Below are 18593 nucleotides of genomic sequence, written 5' to 3' on the forward strand. Positions count from 1 at the left end.
AACGCGGAACGCGGAACGCGGAACGCCAATAAGCATATGACCTAGGGTCATCATTAACAAGCAAGGATGCGGGGATGGAACGAAAACATCGGCAGTTACAGATTTGGCACGACTCTCTCTCGCTGGTGGAAGCTGTCTATCGAGAAACGCAGCAACTGCCCGAGTGTGAGAAATACGGTCTTACCAGCCAAATGCGCCGAGCGGCCGTTAGTATATCCAGCAACATTGCAGAGGGATCTGCCAGAAGTAGCGAAAGAGATTTTTTACGGTTTTTATACATTAGCCGCGGCTCGCTGGCCGAACTGGAAACCCAGCTCGAAATAGCCGCTAGACTTAACTTTTTAGATCAAGGCGCTTGCTACGAACACATCGAACGATTATTTGCAAAACTGGCAAGCCTAATTAATCGGCTTAAACAGTCGCAAACATAGCGTTCAGCGTTCAGCGTTCAGCGTTCAGCGTTCAGCGAGACAGTCTCGGTCACCTAAATTGGAGATTACAATGAGCACCTTCACCGACTACAAAGTCGCCGCGAAAACCGCGGAAGAGTTCCAACAACTGGCCCAGTGGGGTCGCCGTGAGATTGAAATCGCCGAGGGCGAGATGCCGGCGCTGATGGCGCTGCGTACCAAGTACGCGGGCGAGCAGCCGTTAAAAGGCGCGAAGATCATGGGCTGTATTCACATGACCATCCAGACCGCGGTGCTGATTGAAACCCTGATTGCCCTGGGCGCCGAGGTACGCTGGTCGTCGTGCAATATTTTCTCAACCCAGGATCACGCCGCCGCCGCGATTGCCGCCGCCGGTATTCCGGTATTTGCCTGGAAGGGCGAAACCGAAGAAGAGTTCTGGTGGTGCATTGAGCAGACCATTTTAAAAGACGGCGAAGTCTGGGATGCGAATATTATTCTGGACGATGGCGGCGACTTGACCCAGCTGGCCCACGAAAAGTATCCGCAGATTCTGGACAATATTCACGGCATCAGTGAAGAGACCACCACCGGGGTTCACCGCCTGCAGGATATGATGAAAAAAGGCACTCTGAAGGTTCCCGCCATTAACGTAAACGACGCGGTAACCAAAAGCAAAAACGACAACAAATACGGCTGTCGTCACAGCTTGAACGATGCCATTAAGCGCGGCACCGACCACTTGCTGTCGGGCAAAAAAGCAATGGTGATTGGTTATGGTGACGTGGGTAAAGGCTCGGCTTTATCGCTGCGCCAGGAAGGCATGATCGTGAAGGTCACCGAAATTGACCCTATCTGCGCCATGCAGGCGTGCATGGACGGCTTTGAAGTGGTTTCGCCTTACACGAACGGCGTTAACACCGGCAAAGTCGAAGACATCAATACCGCCGTGCTCGGCACCACCGACTTGCTGGTTACTACCACCGGCAATATTAATGTCTGCGATTCAGCCATGCTGCAAACCCTGAAAAACGGCGCTGTGGTGTGCAATATCGGCCACTTCGACAACGAAATCGATACCGCCTTTATGCGCGAGCAGTGGGAATGGGAAGAGGTAAAACCGCAGGTGCACAAGGTGTATCGCGACCGCAAAACCAACGACCACTTGCTGCTGTTATCCGAAGGCCGTCTGGTAAACCTGGGCAACGCCACCGGTCACCCATCGCGCATTATGGACGGCTCATTCGCCAACCAGGTGCTGGCACAAATGTACTTGTACGAGCACAAGTTTGCCGACCTGCCCGCCGCCGACAAGCCGGAAAACCTTTACGTAAAAGTTCTACCCAAGCAGCTGGACGAAGAAGTAGCCCGCCACATGGTCGAAGGCTTTGGCGGGGTCATTACCCAGCTGCGCAGCGAGCAGGCCGACTATATTGGTGTCGCGGTGGATGGACCGTTTAAGCCTGAGAGTTATAAGTATTAATGATGTTTACGTCGGACGTCGGACGTCCGACGATTACTGCGAAGCAGGAATATGATATGAGTGAAGATTCTTTACGCCTAAGCTTTGAGTTTTTCCCACCCAAGACGGATGAGGGAAAGGCTAAGCTTGCGGTGGTGCGCGACAAGCTGGAAGTGTTTGCGCCGGACTTTTTTTCGGTAACTTATGGCGCCGGTGGTTCTACCCGCGACAATACAAAAAACCTGGTAGCTCAGTTTAATGCCCTGGATACGCCAGTTGCGCCGCATTTATCGTTCGGCGGCGACGATGAAGCCGACATTAAGGCATTGATCAACGAGTACAAGGAAGCCGGAGTGGAGCGCATTGTGGCGCTGCGCGGTGACATGCCCTCTGGCGTGGGCGGCTCCTATCAGCTGGTTTACGCCAACGAGCTAGTGGCATTTATTCGCGAGCACTTTGGCGACGCCTTTGAGCTGGAAGTGGCGGCCTACCCGGAAATTCATCCGCAGGCCAAAAGCTATGAAGATGATGTGCGCTACCTAAAGGGGAAGTTTGACGCCGGAGCCGATAACGCCATTACCCAGTACTTTTTTAACCCGGACGCCTACTTTTATTTTATGGACCAGTGCGCCAAAATCGGGATCGAGAAACCGATTTATCCGGGCATTATGCCGATTATTAATTATCGCAACCTGGTTCGTTTCTCGGACAGCTGCGGCGCCGATATTCCGCGCTGGCTGCGGCGACGCCTGGAGAGCTTTGAGCACGACCCCGAAGCGCTGCGCGATTTTGGCGAAGAAGTCGTTACCGAGCTGTGCGAAACTCTGCTAGAGGGCGGCGCGCCTGGGCTACACTTTTACACCATGAACCAGGCCGAACCTGTTGCCAGTATTGTCACCAATTTAGGTCTGGATGAATAATAAGGACACAAAAATGAGAACACTGAGCCTAGCTGTAGTAACTATCGCAACCCTAAGCGGCTGCACCTGGGTAGATTTAAAACCCGAAGCGCAGTCCATTGCGGTGGCACGCAGCCAAGATATCGCCAATTGCAAACAAGTCAGCCATGTTACGGCGAATGTGATGGATGGTGTTGCTTTTCTCGACCGCAATGCCGACAAAGTCGCCGAAGAGTTGACCACCATCGCCCGTAACGAGGCAGTGCGCTTGGGCGGAGACACGGTCGTGCCTTCCTCCAGCATTACCGATGGCAGTCAGCACTTTACCGTATACCAGTGCGGGCGCTAGCGCCGGCCCCGCTTTGCGGGGCGCACCCGTAACAAATTTGTCATAAACTCAGTATAGCGTGCAGAGGATTTTGAATTGATACAGCACAGGGGTAGTACAGTGTCCGAGCAGTTTTTCAATCGTGAGCTGAGTTTGCTGGAATTCAACCGCAGAGTGTTGTATCAATCGTACGACACCAGCCTGCCGCTGATGGAAAGGCTGCGCTTTCTGTGCATTTTCTCCACCAACCAGGACGAGTTTTTTGAGGTGCGCGTAGGCGGCCTGGTGCAAATGCTGGAAGTAGGTACCAGCGCCATCCCCTCCGACGGCTTAACTCACGCCGACAATCTGTCAGCCATCAGCCAGATTTCCCACCAGCTGGTGGATGAACAATACAAAATTTTCAATCAGGACATACTGCCCAAACTCAATCAAGAGGGGATTCACTTGGTGCGCCGCGACGATTGGAGCGCGGAGCAAATAAAGTATCTGAACGAATACTTTGAAACCGAAGTACTACCTCTGCTAAGTCCCATTGGCCTTGACCCGGCACACCCATTCCCGCGCATTATGAATAAGTCGCTGAACTTTATCGTGGCGCTGGACGGCAAGGACGCTTTTGGCCGCAGCTCGGGCCGCGCCATTGTGCAGGTGCCACGTTCGCTTCCCCATGTGGTCGAACTGCCTCAAGAAATTTCCGCAAATGGACGCAACTTTGTCTTTATGTCGTCCATTATCCACTACTTTATGGCCGAGATTTTTGTCGGCATGACAGTACTGGATTGCTTCCAGTTTCGCCTCACGCGCAATTCGGACATTTTTTTGGATGAAGAGGAAACCGACGACCTGCTGCGCGCCATGCAAGGCGAACTAGTTTACCGCCAATACGGCGACGAAGTACGGCTGGAACTCACCGGCACCTGCCCCAAAGATATCGAAGACTTTTTGCTTGAGCGCTGCGAAATCAACCACCGCGATCTCTACAAGGTAGACGGCCCGGTGAACCTAAATCGATTGACAGATCTATTCGACTTAATCGATGACCCGGCGCTTTATTTCAAACCATTTGTGCAGTCTATGCCCAAGCTGCCCAAGCGCGCCGACAATTATTTTGAAGCCTTAAAGAAAAACGATATTTTACTGCACCATCCGTTTGACTCTTTTCAGGCCGTGGTGGACTTTCTGCGCGAATCAGCAGCTGACCCACATGTATTAGCCATTAAACAAACCCTGTATCGCACCGGCTCTAACTCACCCGTGGTGGATGCGCTGGTGGCCGCGGCTAAAGCGGGCAAAGAAGTCACTGCTATTGTTGAGCTGCGGGCACGCTTTGATGAAGAGCAAAACGTCGCGCTGGCCGAGCGCTTACAGCGCTACGGTATTCACGTAATTTACGGGGTAGTGGGCTACAAAACTCACGCAAAAATGCTCTTGGTGGCAAGGCGCGAGAACAAAAAGCTCAGCTACTATGTTCACCTGGGCACGGGTAACTACCACCCCAAAACCACCAAGTTATACACTGACTACGGCATTATGACGGCAGACCCGTCGGTGTGCGCCGATGTGTATCGAATCTTTATCCAGCTTTCCAGCATGGGTAAGGCGTCCAAAATGAGCGAACTGATGTACGCTCCTTTCACTCTGCACAAGGGCATGTTGAAACTTATTCAGCAAGAAACCGAGAATGCCCGCAAAGGTATTCCCGCACGCATTATTGCCAAGATGAATTCGCTGTACGAAGAACAACTGGTACTGGCACTTTACGAAGCATCAAACGCCGGCGTGCAGATAGATTTAATCGTGCGCGGGGTATGTCAGCTGCGCCCGGGCATTCCCGGACAATCCGAAAACATTCATGTACGCTCTATTGTGGGCCGCTTTTTGGAGCACACCCGCGTATTTTATTTTGAAAATGGCGGTAACCCTCAGGTGTTTTGCTCAAGCGCCGACTGGATGATTCGCAATATGTTTCACCGGGTAGAAACCTGTTTCCCGGTCAAAGCAAAGAAAATTCGTGAGCAGATGGTCAACGACCTGAAACTGTATTTGGCCGACAACACCCACTCGTGGATTTTGCAAAGCGACGGCAGTTATGTGCACACCCAGCCCAAAGAGGGTGAGCGCGCTATCAATGCCCAGGACGAATTGCTGCACCAGTTGACCGTAAGCAGCTGATAGAAAGCTCGACATATCAATAAGGCAGCGCCAAGCGCTGCCTTATTGAGTTTTATCCAGCCCGGGAAATCGACTGGACGCTTAACTCAAACCCCGCCTTGCTTTGATAACACGCCTCTGACTCCAGGTCCGCATAGGTCAACGGATTCGCCTCTAACCAGGCTTCAGGAATCGACAGCAGAATTTTTTTCTTTTTCGCGCTTAACGTGAGCCCCTCAGGCAACGAATGACGCCGGGTGCGATTAAAAATATGCGCCAGGCGTAAAATAATCGCCAACGGAATTAAATCCGTGCCGGCGTCGGCGAAGTGTTTGGGGCGCAAACTTTTGCGATGACAACGCACCAGTGCGGCAAGTTGAGTCTGCTCTGCGCGCGAACAACCGGCTATATCCACATTCTGCACAATATAGGCACTGTGCTTGTGATAATCACTGTGGGAAATATCCAAACCCACGGGATACAAAAAGGCCGCCCAGCGCAAGAGCTTGCCCGCCTCATGAGGCTCCAGACTCCACTCCTCGGCCACCTGAGCCAAGAGCATCTGCGCGGTATTGGCAACTCGCTCGGCCTTACTGACATTGACGTGAAAACGATCGGCCAAAGCGCGAACACTGTTCTCGCGAATGTCGTGATCTTCTAAGCGCCCTTTTAAGTCGAACAGTAAGCCCTCGCGCAGCGCCCAGTCCGCGGCGACCATAGAATCTATATTAAGATTTTCAAACAGTGCCGCAAGCACGATGGCGCCACCTAAAAACACGGGCTGGCGATCTTCCGAGACACCGTCCAACGCCAAATCTGTGGCCCCGTGTTTGGCGTAGAGGGAGATGATTTTATCCAGTGATTTGAGAGTGATTTCGCCGTTGCTCCACCCTGCGGCCTGGCACACTCCGGCCACGGCTTTTATGGTGCCAGAAGCACCTATGGCCTCTTGCCACGAATGCTCGCTGTACTCATCAGCCACCGGCGAAATCTCCTGCCCAGCGGCAATGCGCGCTTTTTTAATCGCCTTATCGGTAACCTTGCCATCGGCAAAAAAGCGCTTGGTCATGGCCACACAGCCCATGCTTAAACTCTCTTTTACCTTCGGCTCCATACCCTGGCCAAGAATGACTTCGGTACTGCCACCGCCGATATCGGCCACTAGCCGCGTGCGGCCGTCGGGCGCAATACAATGGGCCACCCCCAAATAGATTAAGCGCGCCTCTTCCTCACCGGAAATAATCTCCACCGGGTGGCCAAGCTTTTGCCGCGCCTGCTGCAGAAACTCTTTCGAATTGGCAATGGAGCGCAGTGTTTTGGTGCCCACACAGCGGACACTGCCAGAGGGAAAGCTGCGCAGCCTTTCCCCAAAGCGCTCTAGGCACGCCAACGCGCGTTCGGCCACCTCGGGGTTCAGGCTGCCATCCTCTTCCAGCCCCCAGCCCATACGCACCGGCTCGCGCAACTTATCCAACAAAGTCAGCTGCTGGTTCTCCCAGCGGGCGATAATCATGTGAAAGCTGTTGGAGCCTAAATCAATCGCGGCAATATGACCGCCATCACTGGGGACAAACTTGGAGAGGTTAAACATAGCCGATGAAACCCAAACCCGATTAGTATTTTCGTGAGTCTTATTGCAGCACAAATAAAAAGGGCCCGCCACTGGCGAGCCCTATTACACGCAAGCTTTTGCTGTTAGGCGTCCGTTTGTTCGCCCGCTTGTGCTTTTTCGGCGGCCTGTTTTTGCGCGCTGCTAAGGGCCTGCGCAAACACCGCGTCAAAGTTAATCGGTGGCAACATCAACGGCGCAAAAGAGCCGCGAGTAAGAACGCCATCAATGGTTTCGCGCGCGTAGGGGAAGAGAATATTAGGACAGTTGGCGTTGATAATCTGCGCCATCATGTTGTTGTCCATACCGCTAATGGCAAACAGGCCGGCCTGCTTCACTTCAATCAGAAAAGCCACGCGATCTTCAATTTTGGCGGTTATGGTCAGCAGCAGCACCACTTCGTGATGAACTTCATCAACACGATGCACCTGAACGTTCAGTTCCTGCTCAATCTTAGGCGGCTGTTTCTGATTAAAGCCTTCCAAGCCCATGGGGGTTTCGAACGACAGGTCTTTCAGATACACGCGCTTGATGGAGAAAGAAGGCGCGGCCTGGTCTTGTCCGTTGGCCTGGGCCTCTTGGGTGTTTTCTTCTGACATAATCTTTTCTCTTTATCGAATTAAATGAATATTAACCGGCCAGCAACGCATCCAGCTCGCCGCGCTTATCCAGCGCCCACAAGTCGGTAAAGCCACCCACATGGCGCTCGCCAATCCAAATTTGCGGTACCGTCTGCTGACCACTCTCTGCCATCATTTTCTGGCGCAAACCGGGCTCGCGATCGACGCGAATTTCTTCTACCTCTACCCCCTTGCTCGCCAACAGACGCTTGGCATTAACGCAAAACGGGCAAATGGCGGTGGTGTACATAATCACTTTTGCCACAGGCCTACCTATCAACCACTCTCTAAAGTTTACTTTTTAACCAGCGGTAAACTCTGATTTTGCCACTCGCTGATGCCACCGGACAAACGGCGCACGGTGAAACCTTTGGCGCCCAGCTGACGCCCGGCACTGCCGGCGTGCTGCCCCATTTTATCCACCACGATCAGAGTTTTATCGCGGTACTTTTCCAAGCTGTCGATCTGTTCGGACAATTTGGAAAAGGGAATATTGACCGCATCGACCATATGGCCAGACTTGAATTCGCCACTGTCGCGCACATCCAGCCACACAGCGGCATCGGAGTTAATCAGAACCGTCGCCTCAGATGTGGTGATCGGCTGACCATTTTTCAAGCGCTCGCGCCAGGCGTAGACATAAATAAGCACCACTAGAATGCCAACCAGCATCCACTCCTGACTCAAAAATACAAATAAATCGTCCACCGGCTGCCCTTTAACACTGAATATCAACCACCGACCCACTGGGCCGGGCCGCAGAGGGCGGGAGTATACACCAGCTGCACACTTCCCGACAGGCACCGGGATTTATGGCCCAGATAGCGAAAAACTGCCTTGGGCCTGCCCCCGAGCGTAGAGTTACGCGGCGTTAATCGGTAGAATAATTGTCCTACTGAATCATTCCCCCAGACATACAAAAGCGATTGACCTATGACTGCCAAGAAAAAACCTATGGTGTTGCTGGTTCTGGATGGCTTTGGCTACTCCGAAAAAACCGAGCACAATGCAATTTACAGCGCGAATACCCCGGTATGGGACGACCTGTGGAATAACTGCCCCAGAAACCTGATTGGCACTTCTGGTATGGCAGTAGGCCTGCCCGAAGGGCAGATGGGTAACAGTGAAGTGGGACACATGACCCTGGGGGCCGGGCGCGTGGTTTACCAGAGCTTCACTCGCATCAACAAAGCCATCGAAGATGGCGAGTTTGCCAACAATCCGGCTTACACCAAAGCCATCGACCAGGCCAAAGACAAGGGTAAAGCCGTGCATATTATCGGCTTGCTCTCGCCCGGCGGTGTACACGCCCACGAAGACCACATCTTCGCCATGATAAAAGCCGCCGCTGAGCGCGGCGCCAAGGACATTTACCTGCACGCCTTCTTGGACGGCCGCGATACCGCACCGCGCAGTGCTGAAGCTTCGCTGCAAAAAGCGCAGGACCTGTTTGCCGAAATCGGCACAGGTCGGGTCGCCAGCATTTGCGGCCGCTACTTTGCGATGGACCGTGACAACCGCTGGGATCGAGTGGAACAGTGCTATAACGTGATGGTAACCGGTGAATCCGAATACGACGCCGAAACCGCCGTTGAAGGCTTAAAAGCGGCTTACGCCCGTGACGAAAACGATGAGTTTGTGAAGGCCACAGTGATTGCCGCCGAGGGCGAAGAAGTCGCCACCATTAGCGATGGCGACTCGGTCATCTTTATGAACTTCCGCCCCGATCGCGCCCGCGAAATTACCCGCGCCTTGATCGAACCCGAGTTCGACGGCTTTGAACGCAAGCTGGTGCCTCAGCTGGGTGAATTTGTCATGACCACCGAGTACGCTGCCGACATCAAAGCCAGCTGCGCTTTCCCGCCCCAGGCGCTCACCAACTCGTTTGGCGAGTACCTGCAAAACCAGGGCAAAACCCAGCTGCGCATCGCCGAGACGGAAAAATACGCCCACGTCACCTTCTTCTTTAACGGCGGCCAAGAGGCAGTATTTGAAGGTGAAGACCGCATTCTGGTGCCCTCGCCCGATGTTGCCACCTACGATCTTAAGCCGGAAATGAGCGCCCCGGAAGTAACCGACAAGTTGGTAGAAGCCATTGAGTCGGGCAAATACGACGCCGTTATCTGTAACTATGCCAACGGCGATATGGTGGGACACTCGGGCGTGTTCGAAGCCGCTGTAGCCGCTGTTGAGGCCGTCGATGCCTGCGTGGGCCGCGTAGTCGAAGCCACGCGCAAAGCCGGTGGCGAGGTACTGATTACCGCCGACCACGGCAACTGCGAAGAAATGTTTGACCCCGAGTCGGGCCAGGTTTCTACTCAGCACTCCACCCTGCCGGTACCTCTGGTATACGTCAGCGAGCGCAAAGGCACTATTGCCGACGGCGGCTCACTGGCGGATGTGGCGCCCACCATGCTGCACCTGATGGGACTGGCACAGCCCGAAGAAATGGGCGGGCGCAACCTGATTACCCTGGAAGGCTAATGCCAGGGCGCAAGTTGCTTCGTTTACCCGCAACAGGCAGCAACACCCGACAGCGCCAATGGCGCTGTCGGGTGTTTGCGTTGCTAGTGATGTTTTTCTGCACCCCTCTCAGCTTTGGTGCCGACGACGCTGCGGAGTATCAGCAAAAGCTTAAAGAGCTGAAAGCCACCATCGAAAAACTCAAACACGAGCTGGACGATGTAAAAGGCGAAAAAGGCAAACTGCAAAAGCAGTTGGAAAAATCCGAGAGCGATATCGGCGAGTTGGAAAATAAAGTCGACTCACTCAACCGAGAAATCGACCAACAAGATCAGGAACTGCAAAGCCTGCAGCAGCAACAACAAGAGCTGCAACAGCAGCGTCAGGCGCAGCAGCAGCAAATCGCCACTCAGGTGCAAAGCGCTTACCGCGCCGGCCCCCAAGGGCCTTTGAAAATGCTGCTGAACCAAGAATCTCCCGAGCGGATCACCAGGCTCAACAAATACCACGACTATCTGCTCAGTGCGCGCAGCGATAAACTGGCAAGCTATCGCGCCACGCTCGACAAGCTCAATGCCATCGAGCCCGACATTATCGCCACCCGCGACGGCCTTAAGCGCCGCAAAGATGAGCTGGCGCAGCAGCGGCAACGGCTGCAATCCGAGCAGCGCGAGCGCTCCGCTACCTTAAAAAAACTAGAGGCGGTCATCGCCAACAAAGACGCGGAACTGGCCAGCGAACGACAAAACAGCCAGCGCCTCAATGCCCTGCTGGCAGAAATGACCGCTACCCTGGGCAGTGCCAACCCCTCCAATATTCGCTTTAGTCGCCTGCAGGGCAAGCTGCCATGGCCCACCGAGGGCAAACTAAGGCACAGCTTCGGCAGCCGGCGGGTGGGCGACCAGCTGCGCTGGGAGGGTATGGTCATCGAGGCTCCTAGTGGCGCGCCCGTGCAGGCGGTGCACAGCGGGCATGTGATTTTTGCCGATTATCTGCGCGGCCATGGTCTGCTGGTGATTATCGATCACGGCGAAGGGTTTATGAGCCTATATGGTCACAATCAGAGTCTGCTTAAACAGCTCGGCGATTACGTCGACGCCGGCGAGGCCATCGCCCGGGTGGGTAACAGTGGCGGGCAGAATTACTCGGGCCTGTATTTTGAAATTCGCCACCGGGGCCAGCCCACCAACCCCAACAAATGGCTGGCACGGGCCTGAGGCCGATCCGCCGCCCAGTAAAAAAGGTTACACTGTGCGCCGTTTAAAACGCGCACTATCCAGGAGACACCCATGCGTTTTGCCGGAACTTTAATCACCTTTACGGCGCTGATGTTCGCCAGTGTACTGCCCGCCTGGGCGCAGCCCGCCGAATCGCAACAGCAGACCGCCCCACAGGCGGCCGCAGAGGCCAAGGCACTCCTGCCTCTGGAAGATCTGCGTACCTTCACTCGCGTTTACGATCATATTCGCTCCAGCTACGTCGAGGAGCTTAGCGACTCGGAGCTGCTGGAGTACGCCATTAAAGGCATGATGGCCGAGCTGGACCCGCACTCGGCCTACCTGGACGCCGAATCCTTTGAAGACTTACAGGTCAACACCTCGGGTGAGTTTGGTGGCCTGGGCATTGAAGTGGGTATGGAAAACGGCTTTGTCAAAGTCATCTCCCCTATCGACGACACCCCGGCGCAAAAAGCCGGCATTGAAGCGGGAGACTTAATCATCCGCCTGGGCGACCAGCCGGTAAAGGGCATGACGCTCAATGAAGCGGTCGCCATTATGCGCGGCCCCAAGGGTAGCGACCTGAGCGTAACCGTAGTGCGCGAGGGCATCGACCAACCCTTTGATATCACCATCACCCGCGACATTATCAAAGTGCGCAGCGTGCGCACCAAAATGCTCGATGACAATTACCTCTACCTGCGCATCGCCACCTTTCAGGTAAATACCGGCCGCGACGTACAGGATAAACTGCAAAATACGCTGCAGGACTACCCCAACACCAAAGGGGTGATTCTGGATTTACGCAATAACCCCGGTGGTGTATTGCAAGCATCGGTAGACGTTGCCGATGCCTTTCTCGACGGCGGCTTGGTAGTCTACACCGAGGGCCGTCTGGAGAGCAGCTACAGCCGCTATAACGCCAACCCCGGTGATCTGCTAGACGGTCTGCCCGTTGTCGTACTGATTAACGACGGCTCGGCCTCGGCCTCAGAAATTGTCGCCGGAGCCCTGCAAGACCAGCACCGCGCGGTCATTATGGGCACCCGCAGTTTCGGAAAGGGCTCGGTGCAAACCGTGGTTCCCATTACCGACAGCCGCGCCATCAAGCTCACCACCGCCCGCTATTACACCCCCAGCGGCCGCTCGATTCAGGCTCAGGGTATCGAGCCCGATGTGGTCGTAGAGCGCGCTAAGGTAACGGCGGTAAAACCGCGTTTGCGCACCACCGAGGCCGATTTGGCCGGACACCTCAATAATGACAATGGCGCCGCGGAAGTCGGCAGTAAAGAGAGGGAGAACCAGCGCAACGGAAGCACTTCATTACTGGCCAACGACAACCAATTGCACGAGGCTCTCAACCTGCTCAAAGGTCTGAACATCTTCCGTCACCAACCGCAAGCCAGTCGTGAAGCGCCGCTTGATCAGCCCTAAACAGCTACTGGCCGGCCTGCTTTTAAGTGCCCTGATCTCAAGCGCGGCTCTGGGCGAGCCCGGCCAGGCAAAGCTGGCCATTATTATTGACGATCTCGGCTACAATCTGCGCGCCGGGCTGCGTACCATCGCGCTGCCCGGCGCTTACACCCTGGCACTGCTTCCCTCCACTCCCCATACCCTGGCGTTAGCCCAAGCCGGCGCAGCCGAGGGCAAAGAGCTGATGCTGCACGCCCCCATGGCCAATACTGCCGGCCTGGCACTGGGGCCTGGGGCACTCACCGAGTCCATGAGCCGCGCCGAATTCACCGCAAGCCTGCGCCACAGCCTGGAGCAACTGCCCGGAATAAAAGGCGTGAACAATCACATGGGCAGCGCACTGACCCCCCTGCCGCGTCCCATGGGGTGGGTTATGACAGAAGCGGCTAAACGCGATTTGTACTTTGTTGACAGCCGCACCACCGCTAGCAGCCGAGCCTATGAAGTCGCGAGCGCCTATGGGCTGGCCAGTGCACAACGGGATGTATTTCTCGATCACGAAAGGGATCGCGCGCATATTGCGACTCAGCTAAAGCGCGCCATTGCCATTGCTCAACACAAAGGTCAGGCGATTGCTATCGGCCACCCCTATCCAGAAACCCTGGATGTACTGGAGCAAGCCGAACCGCTATTGCGCGCGGCAAAAGTTTCTCTCGTCCCTGCTTCGCAACTGGTACGCAAACAGACACCGGGGGCGCAGGCGTGCCTGCTACCGCCGGTCATGCTGCGACGACCGCTGACGGCAAATGCACCGGTTTTTGCGAGCAAAAAGTGGTGGGTTCTGCGATATTTGATGCCAAGTGGTTATGAGCGTAAAACCCCAGTAGAGAAACACGATATAAACACCCGAAGCTGAGAGGCGTATAATCCAAAGAGGTATGCCGCAGCTTGTGCAGGAGCAGCTTAAGCAAGACTGTGCCATCGCACCACGGATAAAGATTCTTGCAAGATAAAGGTAGACACTATGAGCGAAGATCACAGAGAAGGCGAACAAGGGGCCATTCCCGAGCGCAGTGGACGCTTCCTGGAAAAATCCGGCTACTGGTATTATCAAACCCGTGAAGGTGTCGACATAGGCCCTTTTGACACTCGCCAGGATGCCGAAGTAGGCGTGGGCGAGTTTATCGACTTTATTTGCGCCTCGGCTCCTGAAGCGGCCAAAATTATCGAACGCTACCGCGCCGCTTAAAACCTTTCTTGTTAGCGACGCAAAAGCCGCTTAAACCGCCTGGGTAGCTATCCGGGCGGTTTAAGCTTCAGCTTTATAAATCAGATTTAATAAATCCCCTCAGATTTCATCCACTGCAGCATGGTTGCAAACCAATCGACCGGATTGCGCATGCCAAACCCATGACCACCGCTCGGCAGTATCAGCATACCGGCAGCCACATCACTAGCCTTTAAGGCCCGATAATAGCTAAGAGAGTTTTCCACCACCACCGATCCATCATCGCCCGCGTGAACGAGGAATGCAGGAGGCGTCTGCGCATTCACTTGCGTGTCGTTGCTGAAATAATCGATCCACTTTTGGCCGGCGGGATCGCCCAATAAGTTCGTCCGCGACCCCAAATGACCGATAGCGTCGTCAAAGCTGATCACAGGATAAATCAGCACCTGAAAATCCGGACGCACCTCGTCCGGGGCAAGCGAGGACAGCACCGGATCATTAAAATGCACTGCCGCCGACGACGCTAAATGCCCTCCCGCCGAGAACCCCATAACACCGATTTTATCCGCGTTTAAATGCCACTGTTGCGCATTACTGCGAACCTTAGCCAGCGCCTGTTGCACATCCTGTAAAGGGCCGAACTTCTTATCGGCCATTGTGGCATCCAGCGGATCGCGGTATTTGAGTACAAACGCGGCAATCCCCTGAGATTGCAAGCGCTCGGCAACCTGATACCCCTCTTTTACGATAGAGACACCGCCATAGCCGCCGCCAGGACAAATCACTACAGCCACACCCGTGGCCAGTTCGGGGTTCGGTAAATAGCCGGTTAAGGTTGGATAAGTTACCTTTTGAATAAAGGTATCCGGGTGCTCGGGATCGCGAATGGTCTCTAAGTCCTCACTCGCGACGGCTCCCGGAATATCGCCGTCGTACAACTTCATAACAAACGCATCCTGGGGGGGATTTTCCCCCGCTAAAACTCTCGCCGCAGGCAGGCAAACACCCACCACTAACGCAGTAACAATACCTGCAACAACACGCTTTGCAATGTCTCCCATAATCCAGTTCCTGTACACAATTTTATTAAGCTCCTATAGTAGCCCGCTAACACTCATTAGCCTAACGCCAGAGATTCAACTTATGCGAGCCCGAAGCTTTTGGACTTTTTTCAGCTTTGAAGCAGCCCTGGGTTTGGTGGGTATAGCCGGATTAATGCTGGCAGGATTGGCACTACCGGTGATTTGGCCCGTATCACTTATCGATATTAGCTGGGGCATTGGCGCCGCACTCTTAACCTATTTGGGTTGGTGCGTAACCTTAATCCTCTGCAAGCCACTGCAAAACATGCTGGCACCCCACCTCATGCAATTGCGCCACCTGTTTAAAGGCGCCCACCTATGGCAGCTGGTGTTGATCAGTATCGCCGCCGGTTTTGGCGAAGAGCTACTCTTTCGCGCTTTTTTACAGCACACCATTGGCCATTACTGGGGCGATGCGGTCGCAATCTGCATCGCCGCCTTTGTATTTGCTGCGTTGCACTTTTTGTCTGTGGTGTATTTTGCAGTAAGCCTGGTGATGGGGCTGGCCTTTGGACTGGTATACGCCATTAGCGACAGCTTACTATTAGTGGCAGTATGGCATGGTCTGTATGATTTTATAGCCTTGGTGGCTTTGCTTTATCGCCCCCGCCTACTGGGGTTAACAACCTAAATGGCACAGTGGCAACAGCCTTGCCAGGATGCTACAACTGCGTAATAACTTAGCGAGAGGCAGGCTATGAAAAAGCTCGACAACGAAAAAGAACTGTTTAAAAAGGCCTTAAAGGTGGGGGGAAGTTACGCAGAAAAACGCGGCGCGGCAAAGTTTGAAGCTACCGATTCAGTCGCGGACCGGGCGCTGTATATCTACCGCCTGTTGGCACACGACAAGTTAATTCAGCCTCTGCCCGAAGATCAGGTATCGCAGAAAACCATCCAACATAAACTGGCCCTGTGGGCCTCGCGCCTGCCATCATCTTAAAACCTGGCGCAATAGCAATAGATAGACGCCCACCTCACGCGGCAAAAAACACCGCCAGCCAAACCGAGTGTTCATCGGCCAGGGTTCCCTCCACCCGGTGTTTTTCCCCGGCGGGGATAAACACGTAATCACCCGGAGCGAGAGCTTCTTCACGGCCTGAAGCCCAGCGCAACAGAGCGCCACCCGTGAGTAGAATCACCCACTCGTGCTCCTCTTGCTGGTACCAAAAGTCGGGCTCAGAGGCGTGGCCATAGGACACTATCCGCTCGATTCGAAGGTTTTTTGCGTCCAGTAAGCGGGTGCTTAGCTCCTGCGGTAACTGGGCGGGGATATCGGCGAACAAATTGGCAATGTCGGTGGAGTGGTTCACTGCAGTGCCAGCTCGCGCTGCGAGTTTGCCAAATGATGCAAAGCCTCGCGGTACACCGCCGCGCTCTTTTCCGGCTCGCCCAGCTGTTCCAGCAACTGCCCCAGCTCCAGATACACATCCGCCAGGGGACACATATCCAAGGACTCACGGAAATAATCTTTGGCTTTGCCCCACAGTTGGTTGCGCACACAAATACGCCCCAGTGCCGCCAACAGCACTGCATCAGCATCGTGTTGGCGCGACCAGGCGGTAGCGGTTTTTAACTGCGCCTTGGCGTTACTGACATTGGTGCGCCCGTATAGCTCAACCCACTCTTCCTGCCAGTTTTTTTGCAGTGCCTTGGCCAGCATAGGCTCGGCCTCTTCATCACACCCCAAGCGCAACAGCACCGCGGCAAATCCTGCCATCAGCTCGGGCTCTTTTTGCAAAGGCGCTGGCACCCGCGCCCAAATTTCATCCAGTGCGGCCTTGCTTGCCTCTCTATCGGGCTGCTTTTTGTGTCGCTTCTCTAGCAGCTGAAGGTGGCGCAAATAGACTTTTACCTCCAGCGTACGCAGGTCTTCGGCGCTGCGCACCTGAAGTTGACGCAAACTCGGCAGCAACTCTTCCAACGCCTCTATATCGTCCAGCTCCCAGTACACATTGGCGAGTAAATCGAGCACCACAGGATGCTCGGGGGCGCTGCGTTTAATGCGCTTTAATGTGGCCAGACACTGCTCGTAACGCTGGCTGCCCAACTGCATCCGCGCCTGAGTTAACGCCACCGCCAATTCACTGCTCTCACGACTTTTTTCCGCCTTGTGCAGCAAATCCAACGCGCCCGAGAAATCTTTTAACTCGTAGGAGCAGCGCGCGGCGGCGAGGTAATTGACCAAAGGGTTCACGGATTTGTCCGCTGACTTGACCAATTTTTTGCGCGCCACCAGCCAGTTGCCCTCGATAAAATCCACCAGTGCCGCCATGGTCTGTGATTGCGCCCGCGCGGAATGCCGGCGCCCGCCTGCAATTACCCGAGTCACTTTGCGGCCACCTTGCAGCAAGCGCCAGATAAGGTAAATGGCAAACCCCAGCAATAATGCAAAGGCCAGTGCAGTCCACACACTCATCTCGACGGTGGTGGAACCATAGGCGAGCAGCACATAGCCACTGTCGTGACGCATAAGCTGGAACACCAAAGCGCCCAGCAGCATAAATAGCAGCAGCAGAATCAGGCGTTTTTTCATGGCGTCTGACCTCCGGATACTTTATGCAACCGGTCGATATAATCTTGCAGCTGTTGCTGGGCGGCGCTGATATCGGGTACTTCGACTTTAATCGCCAGCTCATCGAGCTTTTGCAATTCATCGCTCACGACTTGGGTCTGAGCATTGCGGGAGAAATATTTCTGCAGCCAGTCCTGCGCCCGCTCCAGGCTCTGGTGGTACACCCGGGACTCCTCGCGCAGCAGCGCAATTTGTGCCTGCTCCAGCATCAACTGTAAGTTCTGGCGTAAAAACCAGGCCTGCTCTGGCCCAAGCAAGGGCTCTACCGGCTCGGCGTGATTGTTGACCCGAACCAGTGACCCCAGCGTTTGCAGGCCGCGCATCACGCTGGCCTTAACCCGGGCCCAAGCTCCCGCTTCGGCGGCTGGATCTTGCACCTGCGCTTCGGTGGCGACCGGCAACTGGCGCTGGAACGACTGCAACAGCGGAAGCTGTGACACTTGATCAATCAGAGCCTGAAGCTGCAAATAGATGCCCTCGCGATCCACCGGCTCCACCATTTTAAGTTCGGTCATCTCCTGGCTAAGTGCCTGGCGAATGGCAAATAAGCCTGGGTCGTCCTGCTCTTTGATAATTTTATCGGCCGCCTGAGCCAGGGCCAGGGCTTCAGAACTGTTGTGTTCCACCAGCACTTTTTGATTGGCCAGACGCAATAAAAAAGCCGCTTCAGCTAATTTCCAATCGTCTCGTGAGGTATCGGCCATGGCGTCGAGCCGGCTTTGTACCGAACCCACATCCGCCGCCAGCGAGCGCACCAACTGGGGGTCAATTTCAGCATTGGCAAGCTGCTCCAGGCGCCGACTCAGGGTGTTGTTCTGTTGCTGCAATTCGGCCAGCTGACGCTCTAAGGGGCCTGCATCGAAAGGGGGCGGCGCTTCCACCGGGGCGGGAAGCTCGCGCGCCTGCAAAGCTTGTAGTTGCTGCCACATCTGCCAGCCGTACCAGCCACCGGCAACGGCCGCAGCCAATAACAGCAGCAGACAAAACCACGCCAGCCCCGCACCACCGGTCTTACGCGCCGGTTTTTGCGCCGATTTATGCTCGGCCTCTGAGCGGTCTTGTTCGGCGGGCACTGATTCGCCCTGCGATTGTGTCTCTTGCTCGGGGTGTTCGGCGGGTGTCTCTGACATGAGTAA

Annotated in this window: 20 protein-coding genes; 12 read left to right on the forward strand and 8 right to left on the reverse strand. The window is 54.9% G+C overall.

Annotated features, from left to right (window positions below; all coding sequences use genetic code 11):
* Positions 1-74 precede the first annotated feature (74 nt).
* The 5 genes from NHM04_RS09340 to ppk1 all read left to right on the forward strand — a co-directional run bounded on the left by NHM04_RS09340 (position 75) and on the right by ppk1 (position 5274).
* Positions 75-431: a four helix bundle protein gene (locus NHM04_RS09340; RefSeq protein WP_254263523.1), complete on the forward strand. Its 357-nt coding sequence runs from the start codon at positions 75-77 to the stop codon at positions 429-431.
* A gap of 70 nt (positions 432-501) precedes the next feature.
* Positions 502-1893 (forward strand): adenosylhomocysteinase, encoded by a 1392-nt coding sequence (gene ahcY / locus NHM04_RS09345; protein WP_254263524.1) that lies wholly within the window; start codon positions 502-504, stop codon positions 1891-1893.
* A gap of 56 nt (positions 1894-1949) precedes the next feature.
* Complete coding sequence (gene metF / locus NHM04_RS09350; RefSeq protein ID WP_254263525.1) at positions 1950-2792, forward strand: methylenetetrahydrofolate reductase [NAD(P)H]; 843 nt, start codon at positions 1950-1952, stop codon at positions 2790-2792.
* A gap of 13 nt (positions 2793-2805) precedes the next feature.
* Complete coding sequence (locus NHM04_RS09355) at positions 2806-3120, forward strand: DUF4156 domain-containing protein (protein WP_254263526.1); 315 nt, start codon at positions 2806-2808, stop codon at positions 3118-3120.
* Positions 3121-3219: 99 nt separating this feature from the next.
* On the forward strand, positions 3220-5274 hold the full coding sequence (gene ppk1, locus NHM04_RS09360) for a polyphosphate kinase 1 (protein WP_254263527.1): 2055 nt from the start codon (positions 3220-3222) through the stop codon (positions 5272-5274).
* A 52-nt stretch (positions 5275-5326) separates the two neighbouring features.
* On the opposite strand, the gene ppx is transcribed toward ppk1, so the two are convergent.
* From ppx to NHM04_RS09380, 4 genes are all read right to left on the reverse strand, one after another.
* Complete coding sequence (gene ppx, locus NHM04_RS09365) at positions 5327-6844, reverse strand: exopolyphosphatase (RefSeq protein ID WP_254263528.1); 1518 nt, start codon at positions 6842-6844, stop codon at positions 5327-5329.
* Positions 6845-6948: 104 nt separating this feature from the next.
* The gene (secB, locus tag NHM04_RS09370; protein WP_254263529.1) at positions 6949-7461 is read right to left on the reverse strand and encodes a protein-export chaperone SecB; all 513 of its coding nucleotides are present in this window, start codon (positions 7459-7461) and stop codon (positions 6949-6951) included.
* A gap of 31 nt (positions 7462-7492) precedes the next feature.
* Complete coding sequence (gene grxC / locus NHM04_RS09375; RefSeq protein WP_371872599.1) at positions 7493-7732, reverse strand: glutaredoxin 3; 240 nt, start codon at positions 7730-7732, stop codon at positions 7493-7495.
* A 44-nt stretch (positions 7733-7776) separates the two neighbouring features.
* Positions 7777-8190, reverse strand: a complete 414-nt coding sequence (locus NHM04_RS09380) for a rhodanese-like domain-containing protein (protein WP_371872539.1) — start codon at positions 8188-8190, stop codon at positions 7777-7779.
* A gap of 225 nt (positions 8191-8415) precedes the next feature.
* On the opposite strand from NHM04_RS09380, the gene gpmM reads away from it, so the two are divergent.
* The 5 genes from gpmM to NHM04_RS09405 all read left to right on the forward strand — a co-directional run bounded on the left by gpmM (position 8416) and on the right by NHM04_RS09405 (position 13824).
* Positions 8416-9966, forward strand: coding sequence for a 2,3-bisphosphoglycerate-independent phosphoglycerate mutase (gpmM, locus tag NHM04_RS09385; protein WP_254263531.1), 1551 nt, complete (start codon positions 8416-8418; stop codon positions 9964-9966).
* Positions 9966-11162 carry a murein hydrolase activator EnvC gene (locus NHM04_RS09390; protein ID WP_254263532.1) on the forward strand — a complete coding sequence of 399 codons (1197 nt, stop codon included), beginning with the start codon at positions 9966-9968 and terminating at the stop codon, positions 11160-11162. The genes gpmM and NHM04_RS09390 overlap by 1 nt, the downstream gene beginning before the upstream one ends.
* A gap of 72 nt (positions 11163-11234) precedes the next feature.
* Complete coding sequence (locus NHM04_RS09395) at positions 11235-12596, forward strand: S41 family peptidase (RefSeq protein ID WP_254263533.1); 1362 nt, start codon at positions 11235-11237, stop codon at positions 12594-12596.
* Positions 12583-13491, forward strand: a complete 909-nt coding sequence (locus tag NHM04_RS09400) for a divergent polysaccharide deacetylase family protein (RefSeq protein ID WP_254263534.1) — start codon at positions 12583-12585, stop codon at positions 13489-13491. The genes NHM04_RS09395 and NHM04_RS09400 overlap by 14 nt, the downstream gene beginning before the upstream one ends.
* Positions 13492-13599: 108 nt before the next feature.
* Positions 13600-13824 (forward strand): DUF6316 family protein, encoded by a 225-nt coding sequence (locus NHM04_RS09405; protein ID WP_254263535.1) that lies wholly within the window; start codon positions 13600-13602, stop codon positions 13822-13824.
* 86 nt (positions 13825-13910) lie between these two features.
* On the opposite strand, the gene NHM04_RS09410 is transcribed toward NHM04_RS09405, so the two are convergent.
* On the reverse strand, positions 13911-14864 hold the full coding sequence (locus NHM04_RS09410; RefSeq protein WP_254263536.1) for an alpha/beta hydrolase: 954 nt from the start codon (positions 14862-14864) through the stop codon (positions 13911-13913).
* A gap of 82 nt (positions 14865-14946) precedes the next feature.
* Here NHM04_RS09410 and NHM04_RS09415 point away from each other — a divergent pair, with 82 nt between their 5' ends.
* Together NHM04_RS09415 and NHM04_RS09420 are read left to right on the forward strand one after the other, a co-directional pair.
* Entirely contained in the window at positions 14947-15516 is a 570-nt protein-coding gene (locus tag NHM04_RS09415; RefSeq protein WP_254263537.1) for a CPBP family intramembrane glutamic endopeptidase, read from the forward strand.
* Positions 15517-15582: 66 nt separating this feature from the next.
* Positions 15583-15825 carry a DUF5062 family protein gene (locus NHM04_RS09420; protein ID WP_254263538.1) on the forward strand — a complete coding sequence of 81 codons (243 nt, stop codon included), beginning with the start codon at positions 15583-15585 and terminating at the stop codon, positions 15823-15825.
* Between the two features lie 34 nt (positions 15826-15859).
* On the opposite strand, the gene NHM04_RS09425 is transcribed toward NHM04_RS09420, so the two are convergent.
* The 3 genes from NHM04_RS09425 to NHM04_RS09435 are packed head-to-tail and all read right to left on the reverse strand — an operon-like array spanning position 15860 to position 18587.
* Positions 15860-16195 carry a cupin domain-containing protein gene (locus NHM04_RS09425; RefSeq protein WP_254263539.1) on the reverse strand — a complete coding sequence of 112 codons (336 nt, stop codon included), beginning with the start codon at positions 16193-16195 and terminating at the stop codon, positions 15860-15862.
* Complete coding sequence (locus NHM04_RS09430; RefSeq protein ID WP_254263540.1) at positions 16192-17418, reverse strand: heme biosynthesis HemY N-terminal domain-containing protein; 1227 nt, start codon at positions 17416-17418, stop codon at positions 16192-16194. Before NHM04_RS09430 ends, NHM04_RS09425 begins: the two co-directional genes overlap by 4 nt.
* Positions 17415-18587, reverse strand: a complete 1173-nt coding sequence (locus NHM04_RS09435; RefSeq protein ID WP_254263541.1) for a uroporphyrinogen-III C-methyltransferase — start codon at positions 18585-18587, stop codon at positions 17415-17417. Before NHM04_RS09435 ends, NHM04_RS09430 begins: the two co-directional genes overlap by 4 nt.
* Positions 18588-18593: the final 6 nt, after the last annotated feature.

Source organism: Gilvimarinus sp. DA14 (assembly GCF_024204685.1).
In the GTDB taxonomy this organism is placed as follows: domain Bacteria; phylum Pseudomonadota; class Gammaproteobacteria; order Pseudomonadales; family Cellvibrionaceae; genus Gilvimarinus.